Genomic DNA, 12,042 nt, shown 5'->3' on the forward strand with positions numbered 1-12,042 from the left:
ACCTCCCTCTCTGGCTTTCAGGGAAATCGAGAGGGAACTCGGGAAGAGATTCGACCCCGAGGTCGGTCGTGTATTTTTACAAATTGTGCAGCAGTCACGGGGACGGAACAATGCGAGCCCTGACGTTCGTGATCATTCCCTCATTGTGCCTCTCGCCAAAGTACTCAACGGTGACGGGAATATCTTCGACGCTTCCCTCGCCGTAGGTGAAAGTTCCGCTGAAAAGAACCCGGCTTGACCAAAAGAGCGTGGCTTCGACGAAGAAGCGATACGTTCCGGGAGGCACGGGGTTACCACTTTCGTCTTTTCCGTCCCAGGTATATACCTGGTGCCCGCTTTTTGGGGTGGCACTCGTCGTGGCGTCAACGGTCTGGGGTGGTAACGACGCAGGATTGGCTTTCTTCACCCAGGTGGGGAGGCAGTCCGGTCTTTGCCGGTATCCCCCACGGCCTGTGAATCTCGTAACGTAGAGGGTTTTGACGAGGTTCCCCTCTTCATCCTCGATCCAGACTGCGTACTGGTTGGAGGCGATGGTGCGCTGGCGCTCAAAGTCCAGGGTGATTTCCAGCACTCCCCTTTGCTCCATGGCTGGTCCCTCCTCTTCGAGAATCCAGATGGTCGTTGGTTCGGGAAGGGTGTCCCCGCTAATATGAAGGACACTACCCTTTTTCTCCACCCTCCACTCCTGCACCCTGGAGAGGAAATCTGCTAAAGGTGCGATGGGCCAGTCCCGGGTGACCTCCGTCCGGTAGTGCATGGGGATGACGACTCGAGGGGCAAGGTCCCGGATGAGTTCCGTAACCCAGTCGAGGGGAAGGGTGTAGTTTCCTCCCACAGGCACAAAGAGGATGTCAACACCCCTGAGCTTCTTCCTGACGCTCTCCTCAGGGGGTGCCCCGATGTCCCCAAGGTGAGCAAGGCGTAAACCATCTCCTTCAAGGACGATGATCGCGTTTTTCCCCCGAAGGGCGCCCTGTTCCTCGTCGTGGTACGAGGGAAGGGCAAAGACGTGGACACCCTGAATGGTCTCGTCGAAGAGGTTCCAGTCGGCCCCTTTGTTTCTTGTGCCCACGAGAACTGGAACACGTTTCCCCACAAAACCCTCAAAGAAGTGGTCGAAGTGTTCGTGGGAACTTATGAGGACCTGAGCCTCAAGCTTTTCGGGAATACGATAGCCGACCTGAGGGGTAAAAGGGTCAAGGACGCACCGAAGGCCGCTCTCGAAGGCCAGAAAGAAGGCAGAGTGGCCGAGGGAGCGGATTTCCAGGGCCTCTCCCTGTGCCACCAAGAGGGCAAGAAGCGCAATGCCAAAGAGCAGTGCCTTTCGCATGGATATCCCTCCTCTTGAGGATATCATACCACAGGGTTCTTTGTGGCAAAAAATTTTATCCAGAGAATTTGCAATCCCTGAGGAGGTCGCACGATGAAGCACGCTGCGGTACTTGTTCTCGTTCTCCTTTTCGTTCTCTCTGGATGCGGGGTTCGCTGGCAGGTGAAGGATACCTATATCTTCGTGTACGAGATTGAACCGGGCTCTCCCGAGGGGTACGTCCTCCCGGTACCCCTGGCTCAGGTTTCGGTGTCCGGAGAAATCACCGCAGTCCGCTATACTGATGCCAGCGGGAGAGCCCATTTCCAGCTTCCTCCCGGGACATACACCGTTGCCATCACCAAAAACGGCTACCTTCCCCTTACCGATACCATCGTCATCTACACCCTTGAGCTTACCCCCGGCCGGTACGTGTACTACCTTGCTCGTCAGGGTGGTTGATGTGGGAAGGATTGTGCCTTTCATCCTGTGTATTGTGTTCCTTTCGGGGTGCTTTGGCAACCTTTCCCCTCTGCCTCCGGTCCATCCCCTTGTCACCGTCCGGGGGAAGGTCGTCGATGCGGTGACCGGCGCAGGCGTTGAAGGTGCTCAGGTGACACTCCGGGATTTCCCGGAACGTTTTGACCTCACCGCTTCTGATGGGTCCTTCCTTTTGCCTCGCGTTCCTGCGGGGCGACAGGTTTTTGTGGTGTATTCCACAGGATATGCGCCAAAGAGCGAGGCCGTGGATATCCCTTCCGGTCCCTCGTCTTTTTCCCTTACCATTGAACTTGCACCCCTTTTGGGGAAACTGGTAGGATATGTATGGGATGAGGAAGGGAACCCCGTTTCGGGAGCTACGGTTACGGTTGATGGGACATACACCACAACAACAGACGGTAGCGGGAGTTTTGCCCTGAGCAACCTTCCGGTTGGCAAGGCCGTGCTCGTGGTGGAAAAAGAAGGATTTGTTCCGTACTCAGAGGAGGTTGAGATTGCTTATCTTTCGATTACTGTGGTCCAGGTGACGCTTGCGCGCCCCTCGCCGGCGAAGAGTATTATCGAATAGGAAAGGAGGGCAGGAGGCATGGCCGAAGCCTTTGACATGGAACGGTACCTGGGGGTTTTCCTTGAGGAAGTCGAGGAACATATTGAGCGCCTGGAAGAGAACCTCGTCCAGCTTGAGAAAAGCCCCGACGATGAGAGTCTTGTTCAGGCCATATTCCGGTCATTCCACACCATTAAGGGTTCTTCAAGCTCCATGGGTTTCCAGAGGATGATGGAGCTTGCCCACCTCATGGAGAACCTCCTTGATGGCGTTCGGAAAAAGACCATTGCGGTGACCCCGGAGCTCGTGGATGCGCTCCTTCGAGGTGTGGACCTTCTGAAGTTCATGCGAAACGGGATTGCCCTGGAGGGCAAAGAGCCTGAGGTTGAGACCGGGGAGATTGTGGGGATGCTCCAGAGGTTCCTCGGGGCACAGGGAGGAGGTCAGGGAGGCGAGGAAGTGGGCGAGGAACCCGAAGTGGAGGCAAAGCCGGAGGAAACGTCGCAGGAAGAAAAGGACTACATGGTGCGGGTGTTTCTGACCCTTGATTGCTCCATGAAGGGAGTTCGGGCCTATCTTGTCATTAACCGCCTCCAGGAAAACGGTATCGACGTGGTGAGTACGAACCCCTCCCTCACCGAGCTCGAAAGCGAGCGCTTTGGGCAGAGCTTTGATATTTTCGTGCGGTCCGAACTTCCGCCAGAGGAGATCAGGCGGATCGTGGAATCCGTTGCTGAAGTGGAGAAAGCAGAAGTTACCGTGCAGGAACGGGAGACCCTGATGAGGGTGGAAAGGGAAGAGAAAAAAGAGGAGGGGGGGATACGGGTACCTTCCCAGGAAAAGCGCAGAGTCACCAGCGGGCTCAAGAAAACGGTTCGGGTGGATGTGGAACGCCTTGATGCTCTCATGAACCTTGTGGGAGAACTCGTCATTGACCGGGCCCGCCTTGAGGACATTATCAGGAAGCTCCAGGAGAACAAAGAGGTTGCCCATCTCAGGTCTCTCCTTGCGGATACGACGACGCATATCGGCCGGGTGACGAACGAGCTCCAGATGGAAATCATGAAGGCCCGAATGCTCCCCCTTGCTGAGGTCTTCAATCGTTTTCCCCGGATGGTGCGGGATCTTGCCCGGAACTTCGGAAAGGAGATTGATTTCATCATCGAGGGTGAGGACACGGAGCTTGACCGCTCCCTCATCGAAGAAATCACGGATCCCCTCATTCACCTTCTCAGGAACGCCGTGGACCACGGCATTGAACCGCCGGCAGAGCGGGTGGCTCTGGGGAAACCCCCACGGGGTCGCATTCTCCTCAAAGCGTACCAGGAAGAGAACTCGGTGGTGATCCTCGTCCAGGACGATGGGCGGGGCATTGATGTGGAGAGAGTCCGGCAAAAGGCCCTGGCCCTTGGCCTTGCCTCTCAGGAGGAACTTGCCCGGATGAGCGATCGGGAGGCCATAGAATTCATCTTCTACTCGGGGTTTTCCACTAACGATAACGTCACGGATGTTTCCGGGCGTGGCGTGGGCATGGACATCGTCCGCCGGAACATCGAACGGGTCAACGGCCAGGTCCACGTGGAGAGTGAGAAGGGGAAGGGAACGACCTTTTTCCTGCGCTTGCCCCTGACCCTTGCGATTATTCGGGCTCTGCTCGTCCGGGTGAACGGGGCGATCTACTCCATACCCCTGGCGGATGTGGTGGAAATAGAGAAGATTGAGAAGAAAAACACGTACTGGGCGAATAAGACGCTCACGTCCCTCTTCCGTGGGAAAACCCTGCCGCTTTTGCGTCTCCAGGACCTCCTTGAGGGGAAGAAAGCGGAGTATGAAGAGGGTATGAACATTCCTGACGTTCTCTATACCGTTGTGGTCAACACGGCACGGGTCCTCGCCGGCCTTGTGGTTGATGAGATTGTCGGTGAACAGGAGATTGTCATCAAATCGCTTGGGTCGTACATCGGTGATGTGCGGGGGCTTGGAGGAGCAACCATTCTTGGTGATGGACGGGTGTCGCTCATTGTGGATGTGGCCAGTCTCCTCTGGAAAATGGTTCAGGTGGGAGGGTAAGGAACTATGCCCGGACGGATTATGATTGTGGATGATGCTGCGTTCATGCGGATGATGCTCAAGGATATTCTGACGAAAAACGGGTACGAGGTTGTGGCTGAGGCCAGCAACGGCAAAGAAGCGGTGCTCAAGTACGAAGAGGTGAAGCCGGATCTCGTCACCATGGACATCACCATGCCTGAAATGGACGGCATCACTGCGGTGCGAGAAATCAAAAAGCGCGACCCCAACGCCCGCATTATCATGTGCAGTGCCATGGGACAGCAGGCCATGGTGGTTGATGCCATCCAGGCCGGAGCCCGTGACTTCATCGTCAAGCCCTTCAAGCCCGAGCGGGTCATTGAGGCGGTGAAGAAAGTCCTGGGCAACTGAAGCAATGAAGTGGGTTATTCCCTGGGGTCTTTTGCTCAAAGGGATCCGACGTCGCTTGCAGGCCGCGTATGTGGCCTTTCGAACGCGAGACGGCACGCTCCTCTACAACGGCCTCCACAGGTACCGGAAGCCGGTGGAGGAGGCCTTAAAAGACCCCACCTTCCTGCAGAGCGGACTCCACTTCTTCGTGCAGGGAGAGGAGCTGTGTTTTTTCCGAACGGAGACCCTTGGGGAGCACTCGGTGTGGGTGAGTGGAGGTCCGCTCCGGGACGAAAAATCCCCCCCTGCGTACGCCTTAAACCCTACCGAACGGCGGATGCTCCTTTCGGCTCAGAGAATTGAGGAAAGGCTCCTGCGCCTTTGCTTTTTCCACTTCCCCCTGGGGGTGGTGTTCCTTTCTTTTGGGGAAGGGCGGATTCTCTTCTGGAACAGCACCATGGAGGCCTTGACAGGGAAGAGAGAAAAGGAGGTCCTGGGCCGGAGGTGGGATGAAGTCTTCCCGCAGGAAATGCTCGATGATATGTGGCAGAGCCTGCGCTTTGGTGAGGAGTACCTGGTGCGGAACTTTCGCCTGCAGCGGAACTCTACCCTCAACGGTGATCGCCTCCTGAACCTCCGGTTTTTCTCCTGGCGGGAAGGGGAAACCATGCGGGTGGTGGGGCTTGTGGAGGATGTGACGGAACGTGCCCGCTGGGGAGAAAGTATTCGCCAGATGGAACGGCTCTCAAGTATTGGCCGGTTCGTCTCCAGCATGGCCCACGAGATCAACAATCCCCTCGGGGTGATCTACGGGTATACCCAGATGCTCCTTGCCCAGATTGAGGGGAACAACAACTGTCCTACCTGTCAGATGACCCGAAAAGTCCTGGAGAAAATCGAGCGAGAAGCTGCACATTGCAGCGAAGTCATCCGGTACCTTGTGGACTTTTCCAGGCCTCTTGTGCTCCAGCGAGAGCCCACGGACATCAATACGCTTTTGCGCGAAAGCCTTGCGCTGGTGGACTTTTTCTGTGCGGAGAACGAGCGGGTAGAGTTTGCCTTTGAGGAGAACCTCCCCCTTGTTCTGGTTGACCGGACGAGGATGCGCCAGGTCTTCATGAACCTGGCAAAAAACGCTTTTGAGGCCATGCGGGAGCGGGGTGGGGTCCTCCGGATCTCCACCGAGAGTGTGCTCCTTGAGAATGTCCCCCCCTGGGAAGGGAAGAAAAGGTTCTCAAGCTATGTGAAGGTCGTCTTTGCCGATACGGGGAAGGGCATTCCTGAGACCCTTCTTCCCCGGATTTTTGAGCCCTTCTTCACCACGAAGGAACGGGGAACAGGCCTTGGTCTCTCAATTTCCTATGGTATTGTCCGGGCCCATGGGGGGTGGATTGAGGTGACCTCGAAAGAAGGTGTGGGCACCAGAGTCCAGGTCTTTCTCCCCGTGGAACGGGGGTCTGAAACATGAACCCGAGAAAGCCTCGCCTTGTTCTGGAGCCCCTGCAGAAACGTCAGATGGTTCCCAAAATGGTGGTGGCGAGCACGCTCATGGCCCTACCGGTTCTTGAGCTTGAGGCCCATCTTGAGCGGGTGCTTGAAGAAAACCCCCTTCTTGAGATTCGGGAAGGCACCATGTGCTTTGGCTGCGGTACGGAAATTCCCGGATATCCGGATCGGTGCCCCCGCTGTGGGCGGTACCTTGGAAGGAACGAAGAGGTCCCGGTGGAGGACGTTGCATCTTTGGGTAGGGAACGGGGATGGAAGGAATTCTTCTTTGACGAGATTCTGAGCCTTGCTGGGCTTAGGGAGGATGAAAAGCGCATTGTCCAGGCGCTTTTCATCCATCTCGATGCCGAGGGATTCTTGCGGGAAAGCACGGAGACCCTGGCTTTTGAGCTTCGTGTACCGCCTAAAAAGGTCGAGGAAGTCGTGGAGAAGGTGCGTCGTGCAGGATTCCCGGGTTTTGCAGCTCAGGACGCTGTGGAGTTCCTCCTGATGCAACTTGCCGAGCTTGGCGTTGGAGAAAGCCCGCAGGCGCTGCGTCGGATGTTCCGGGAAGACCCCGACCGCTTTGCCGCCCTTATCCGTCCCTACAGGGATCGTCTCTTCTTCTCTCCTGCCCAGGCCTTCGAGAGCACCCTTGGCCGGGAACGGGAGGACCTCGAAGAGGACAGGTCCTCTGTATACCCCGATGCCGAAATCGTGGAAATTGCGGAAGGAGAGTTCGCCGTTGTCCTTGTCCCCTCCTTCTCCATGCAGGTGACCCTGAGCGAGGCAGTCCTTGCCTTCTGGCGGAAAAAGCACCGGGAGCTCCCAGAGCGGGAACGCCATTTCTTCCGAGAAAAGCTTCGGGAAGCCCGGGAGGTGCTGTCGTGTCTCTCGTACCGGTACCGGACCCTTCTGCGAATTCTTGAGTACATTGTGGAACGAGAACGGGAGTTCTTCCGCCGTGGTCCCTCCTTTTTCGTTCCTCTCACCCAGGGGGAAATTGCTGGAGCTCTCGGGATGAGTGTGAGCGGTGTCTGCCAGGTGCTCAAAAGGAAATTCCTCCGCTTTCCCGACGGGGTGGTACGGAGCGTGAAGTTCTTCTTCGACGCTTCCTATCCAGTGAAAGAGGCCATGCGGGCGATTCTTCTGCAAGAAGACCCCCATCATCCGTTTTCTGACCGGGAAATCGCCGAGAAGCTCAAAGCCCAGGGCATCTGTATTGCCCGGAGGACCTGCACGCTCTATCGGGAAGAGATGGGGATTCCGCCGTCCCACCTGAGGCGGCGTATCCTTAAGGTGCAAAAGAAAGGAGTGTAGCCTGTGGATATCGGGAAATTCCTCGAGGAGTACCGGAAGGGGATCCGGGAGCTCCGGGAACAGTCCCCCAAAAGCGTCACCCCTTTTCTCACTTTCTACCACGAGGTCATGGCTGATGGAGCACTGTCACTGAAAACGAAGGAGCTCATCGCCCTGGCCATTGGTGTTGCCATCCACTGCGAGCACTGTGTGGTCCTGCACGTTCAGGGGGCGAAGAGAGCGGGAGCCACTTCTCAGGAAATCTTCGAAGCCGCCCAGGTTGGGGTGGTTATGGGTGGAGGGCCCGCCTTCACCTTTCTGCCTCTTGTGGCCCAGGTTCTTGCGCACTCCTGAGGTACCGCAAAAGGTCTGAGGCTGGGGTGAGGATGAGGGTATCACCCTCTTTCAGGGATTTCTCGTAGAGCTCAAGGGTTTTGAGGAAGGCGAAGAATTCGGGATTCTTCGCGTAAGCCCTGGCATAGATTCGCAGGGCCTCGGCTTCACCCTCACCCCGCAGCATCTGCGCCTGTTTCTCTGCCTCGGCGAGGATGAGCGCCCGTTCCTTGTCGGCCTCGGCCCGGATTTTTGTGGCCTCCTCCTCGCCTTCGGAACGGTACTGCCTTGCCTGGCGCTCTCTTTCCGATTTCATCCGCTGGAAGACGGCTTCCTCATTCTGTTTGGGAAGGTCCGCCCGCTTAATTCGGACATCCACGATTTCCACGCCGAATTCCCGCGTTTTTTCGTTAGAGCGGGCAGTAACCCGGCTCATGACCTCTCCCCGCACTTTGGACACAAGGTCAAAGAGGTCCACCCGTCCGATTTCGGTACGAAGCTCCGAGTACACCACGTCGTCAATCCGGACCACTGCGCCGCTTTCGCTCACCACGGTTCGCAGAAAAACCAGAGGATCAGCGATACGCCAGCGGACGTAACTGTCGACCACGAGGGTCTTTTTGTCGCGGGTGATGACCTCCTCAGGAGGGGAATCGTACTCTAAAAGCCGGCGCTCAAATTTTTGCACTACCTGGAAAGGGTAGGGGAGTTTGAGATGGAAGCCGCTTTCTCGAACCACCCGGACCGGTTTTCCAAACTGGACGATGACTCCTTGCTCTGTCTCATCAAGAACGTACCAGGGTCTGAAAAGAGCTAAGAGTATAAGGATGAGGACAAAAGACAAAAGGCGCCGCGTCCAGGCTTTGCTATTCATCGCTTTTCTCCCCCTCAGAGAGCGGAAGGAACTTCAGTGTTCCCTGGGAGACAGCTTCTTCGTCAAAGATGAACTTCCTGACCTTCGGGAGGGTACGCTCGAGGGTTTCCAGGCGGAGCCGCTCCCGAGTGATTTCCGGATTAAGCTCGTACTCTCGGAGTACAGAAAGGAACCGGGCAACCTCTCCTTCGGCCTTTCTGATCGTAGTTTCTTTGTAGGCCTCGGCTTCTTTGAGGATGCGGGCAGCCTCTCCCCGAGCCTGGGGCAGAATCTGGTTCCGGTAGGCCTCGGCCTCGTTGATGAAACGGACCTTGTCCTCCCGGGCGCTGGCCACGTCCTTGAACGCCGCCACAACTTCCTGCGGGGGCTGGACGTCCTGGAGCTGAACGGCGATCACCCGGATTCCCGCCTCGTACCGGTTGAGGATGTCCTGGAGGAGGGTTCGCGTCTCTTCCTGAACCTCGGCTCTCCCGGTGGTGAGCACCTCGTCAATCGTCTTTTTCCCCACAACTTCCCGGAGGGCGGCCTCGGCGGCGTTCTTCACCGCTTTTTCAGGGTCTTTGATGCGGAAGAGGTACTGGTAGGGGTCACTGATGCGGAACTGCACGATGAACTGGCAGCTCACGATATTCTCGTCTCCGGTGAGCATAAGGGATTCTTCAGGAACCAGAGCGTACCTTGGCGGAGGACCGGGAGAAAGAGTCCGAAAACCAATCTCCACCCGCCGGACCTCGGTGATTTTGGGGCGGACCACACTTTCGAAAGGATAGGGAAGCCGGTAGTGGATTCCCGGAGGGACGGTACGGTGGTAGCTCCCCAGGCGCCGGACTACCCCCACCTCATCGGGTCCCACAACGTACACGCCGCTCAGGAAATAGAGGATGACAATGGCCAAAAGGACATACAGCCCCAGGCGCCTGAAGAACCGAAAGAGACGGACTGTGGAAATATCGATGATTTTCCCCTCAAACCCCTCGCCGTACATGTCTTTATCTTACCGGAAAAGGGCGGGGGATGCAAGGCGAAAAAGGCGGGGCAGAAGCCCCGCCTCCGTCATACCTTGAACCGCCCCACGAGCTTCTGCAGGTTCTGGGCCATCTGCGCCAGGGCCTGGACGGCCGAGTTGACCTCTTCAAGAGAGGCGTTCTGCTCTTCGGTAGAGGCCGAGACTTCTTCGCTTGAGGCGGCGTTTTCCTCGGCCACAGCGGCAATGGAGGAGATGTTCTCGGTGATGTTCTGTACCCCCTGTGTGGTCTTGCTGATGAGCGCGGCGCTGTCTTTGGAGAAAGCGACGACCTCTTCGGCGCTCTGCAGGGTCTTTTCCTGGAGCAGGAAGGCTTCCTTTAAAGACCCAAAAAGGTTCTCGATGTCCCCCTCGAGCCGTTCGATGGCCAGGAGGATTTCGTTGAAGTTCGCAGCCACGTTCTCGCTCTCCTTGCTCCCTGCCTCGACTTCACTCCGTGCCCGTTCCATGTTCTCAACGGCCTGTCGGGTATCTCTCTGGATCTCTGCAACGAGGGCGCCAATCTGTTCTGCCGCTTTTGCGGATTCCTCGGCGAGTTTGCGCACTTCTTCAGCCACGACGGCAAAGCCCCGTCCGGCCTCACCGGCTCTTGCCGCCTCAATCGCCGCATTGAGGGCAAGGAGGTTGGTCTGCTCCGCGATGCCGGTGATGAGGTCCACGATTTTGCCGATTTCCTGGGAGCGTTCTTCAAGGACGTGGATACTCTCGGCCACCTTTTCACTCACCCGGGCTATGGAGGAGACGTTCTCAATGAGCCGCTGCAGGGCCTGTTTCCCTTTCTGGGCTTCACCTCGGGTGGTTACGCTTTCCTTCTGCGTGCTTTCCATGGCCTGCTGGATCGCCTCGAGGGCCTCCTGGTTCTTGGCGAGATTCCCCTGCATGAGGGCAAGGAGCTCCAGGTTCCTCCGGGTGGCCTGGGCGATTTTCTCCGCCTGTTCCCCTATGCGTGCGGCCTCTTCACCGATTCTCTGGAGCTCTTCACTCTGGCGGGTGGAACCTTCTGCGACCTGGGAGATGGTCTTGGTAATTTCCTGGGTGGCTTTCGAGATTTCATCGATGGAGGAGGCGATTTCTTCGCTCGAGGAGGCCAGGGAAGAAGAGGTGCTGAGGATCTCGGTCACGAGTTCCCTGAGGTTCCCAAGCATCCCCAGGAAGGACCGGGCCAGAACAGCCACTTCGTCGCTTCCAGAGGCAACGTCTTCGAGGGTTTTTGTGTCCACCCTGAGTTCACCCTGGGCTACCTGGTTGATGATGTCCTTGACCCTGGCAATACCTGAGGATATTGCACCGGAAACACCAAGCGACACCACGGCGACGACAACGGCCACGGCGACGATGATGAGGAGGATGACATTCCGGAGGGTGAAGACCTCGCCGAAGAGCTCCTCTTCCGGGACGTTGCCCGCCAGCGTCCAGGGGGCAGCAGCAAGAGGAGTGAACGCCACGAAGAACCTCTGGTCTTTGCCGATATTCTTGAGTTCTTTGGTGCTCAGAAGGGCCGTTCCGTACCCCTTTTCCCTCTGGTGCATGCGCCTGCCGATGGCATTCGCACTCTCTGAGCCCGTTTCCGTGACGTTCATCTTCATGATGACGCTCTCATCAGGATGGGCGATGACGTACCCTTTTGAATCCACGAGGAACCCGTAGCCGGTCTTCCCGAGCTTCACCGAAGCCACAAGCTGCGACAGGGTATCTGCCTCGACTGTCATGGCAATGATACCCCGGAATTGCCCACCGGTGGTGATAGGGTAGGCGATGACGACGATTCTCTTCCCCGTGGCTCTTGAGACCACCATGTCTGAGACCTGGGGCTTTCCGGTCTCCCTGGCTTTCTTGAAGTACTCCCGGTCACCGATGTTCGCCTGGCTATCGAGCGTCGTCCAGGCTGTTCCGTCCTCGTGGGCGAAGAAGTACATTTCTGCCTGCGGGTCGGCAACATCAAGGGTTTTCAGGACAGGGAGCGTCCGCTCTGGGGAGAGCGCTCTTACGTCCTCCCACTCACTCAGGGCCCGGAGGCGCTCGACCTTCTCGTTGAGCCACTGGTCAAGGGCAAGCGCAGTGGTTTCAAGGAGCGCCATGGACTCTTCTTTAGCGTTCTCTTCGAGCTTTCCCCGAAACACCTCTATGCCGTAGTAGGTCACGGCCACGAGGGGAGCGATGGAGAGGAGGAGGAAGAAAAAGAGGAGTTTTGCCTTGAGGCTTCTGAACATTAGGACCACCTCTTTTCAGGAATTTTTGTGTGGTGCGTG

General features: G+C 57.2%; 11 protein-coding genes. 7 read left to right on the forward strand and 4 right to left on the reverse strand.

Annotation, left to right across the window (positions count from 1 at the left end):
• Positions 1 to 94: 94 nt before the first annotated feature.
• Positions 95 to 1,330, reverse strand: coding sequence for a DUF2271 domain-containing protein (locus ACPT9Q_RS06835; protein ID WP_427365362.1), 1,236 nt, complete (start codon positions 1,328 to 1,330; stop codon positions 95 to 97).
• Between the two features lie 93 nt (positions 1,331 to 1,423).
• Here ACPT9Q_RS06835 and ACPT9Q_RS06840 point away from each other — a divergent pair, with 93 nt between their 5' ends.
• The 7 genes from ACPT9Q_RS06840 (at position 1,424) to ACPT9Q_RS06870 (ending at position 7,916) form a co-directional block, all read left to right on the forward strand.
• Positions 1,424 to 1,771, forward strand: a complete 348-nt coding sequence (locus ACPT9Q_RS06840; protein ID WP_017873512.1) for a carboxypeptidase regulatory-like domain-containing protein — start codon at positions 1,424 to 1,426, stop codon at positions 1,769 to 1,771.
• A gap of 1 nt (position 1,772) precedes the next feature.
• Complete coding sequence (locus ACPT9Q_RS06845) at positions 1,773 to 2,378, forward strand: carboxypeptidase regulatory-like domain-containing protein (protein ID WP_427365363.1); 606 nt, start codon at positions 1,773 to 1,775, stop codon at positions 2,376 to 2,378.
• An 18-nt stretch (positions 2,379 to 2,396) separates the two neighbouring features.
• Positions 2,397 to 4,427 (forward strand): chemotaxis protein CheW, encoded by a 2,031-nt coding sequence (locus ACPT9Q_RS06850; RefSeq protein ID WP_427365364.1) that lies wholly within the window; start codon positions 2,397 to 2,399, stop codon positions 4,425 to 4,427.
• 6 nt (positions 4,428 to 4,433) lie between these two features.
• Positions 4,434 to 4,799 (forward strand): response regulator, encoded by a 366-nt coding sequence (locus ACPT9Q_RS06855; RefSeq protein WP_017873509.1) that lies wholly within the window; start codon positions 4,434 to 4,436, stop codon positions 4,797 to 4,799.
• Between the two features lie 70 nt (positions 4,800 to 4,869).
• A complete protein-coding gene (locus tag ACPT9Q_RS06860) occupies positions 4,870 to 6,246 on the forward strand; it encodes a two-component system sensor histidine kinase NtrB (RefSeq protein WP_427365365.1) in 1,377 nt (458 codons plus the stop codon).
• A complete protein-coding gene (locus tag ACPT9Q_RS06865) occupies positions 6,243 to 7,583 on the forward strand; it encodes a hypothetical protein (RefSeq protein ID WP_427365366.1) in 1,341 nt (446 codons plus the stop codon). Before ACPT9Q_RS06860 ends, ACPT9Q_RS06865 begins: the two co-directional genes overlap by 4 nt.
• Positions 7,584 to 7,586: 3 nt before the next feature.
• Positions 7,587 to 7,916 (forward strand): carboxymuconolactone decarboxylase family protein, encoded by a 330-nt coding sequence (locus ACPT9Q_RS06870; RefSeq protein ID WP_427365367.1) that lies wholly within the window; start codon positions 7,587 to 7,589, stop codon positions 7,914 to 7,916.
• On the opposite strand, the gene hflC is transcribed toward ACPT9Q_RS06870, so the two are convergent.
• From hflC to ACPT9Q_RS06885, 3 genes are all read right to left on the reverse strand, one after another.
• A complete protein-coding gene (gene hflC, locus ACPT9Q_RS06875; RefSeq protein ID WP_427365368.1) occupies positions 7,873 to 8,769 on the reverse strand; it encodes a protease modulator HflC in 897 nt (298 codons plus the stop codon). The two genes, ACPT9Q_RS06870 and hflC, sit on opposite strands and share 44 nt — an antisense overlap.
• Entirely contained in the window at positions 8,762 to 9,754 is a 993-nt protein-coding gene (gene hflK, locus ACPT9Q_RS06880) for an FtsH protease activity modulator HflK (RefSeq protein ID WP_427365369.1), read from the reverse strand. The genes hflC and hflK overlap by 8 nt, the downstream gene beginning before the upstream one ends.
• A gap of 68 nt (positions 9,755 to 9,822) precedes the next feature.
• On the reverse strand, positions 9,823 to 12,003 hold the full coding sequence (locus ACPT9Q_RS06885) for a methyl-accepting chemotaxis protein (protein ID WP_427365370.1): 2,181 nt from the start codon (positions 12,001 to 12,003) through the stop codon (positions 9,823 to 9,825).
• Between the last annotated feature and the right edge of the window lie 39 nt (positions 12,004 to 12,042).

The sequence above is a fragment of the Candidatus Caldatribacterium saccharofermentans genome (assembly GCF_050267035.1).
Lineage (GTDB): Bacteria > Atribacterota > Atribacteria > Atribacterales > Caldatribacteriaceae > Caldatribacterium > Caldatribacterium saccharofermentans.

Bases quoted from the DNA above. Each gene is read 5' to 3' on its own strand.
- hflK (WP_427365369.1), bottom strand. From the start codon at position 9,754: ATGTACGGCGAGGGGTTTGAGGGGAAAATCATCGATATTTCCACAGTC.
- ACPT9Q_RS06850 (WP_427365364.1), top strand. From the start codon at position 2,397: ATGGCCGAAGCCTTTGACATGGAACGGTACCTGGGGGTTTTCCTTGAG.
- ACPT9Q_RS06885 (WP_427365370.1), bottom strand. From the start codon at position 12,003: ATGTTCAGAAGCCTCAAGGCAAAACTCCTCTTTTTCTTCCTCCTCCTC.
- ACPT9Q_RS06855 (WP_017873509.1), top strand. From the start codon at position 4,434: ATGCCCGGACGGATTATGATTGTGGATGATGCTGCGTTCATGCGGATG.
- ACPT9Q_RS06835 (WP_427365362.1), bottom strand. From the start codon at position 1,330: ATGCGAAAGGCACTGCTCTTTGGCATTGCGCTTCTTGCCCTCTTGGTG.
- hflC (WP_427365368.1), bottom strand. From the start codon at position 8,769: ATGAATAGCAAAGCCTGGACGCGGCGCCTTTTGTCTTTTGTCCTCATC.
- ACPT9Q_RS06840 (WP_017873512.1), top strand. From the start codon at position 1,424: ATGAAGCACGCTGCGGTACTTGTTCTCGTTCTCCTTTTCGTTCTCTCT.
- ACPT9Q_RS06865 (WP_427365366.1), top strand. From the start codon at position 6,243: ATGAACCCGAGAAAGCCTCGCCTTGTTCTGGAGCCCCTGCAGAAACGT.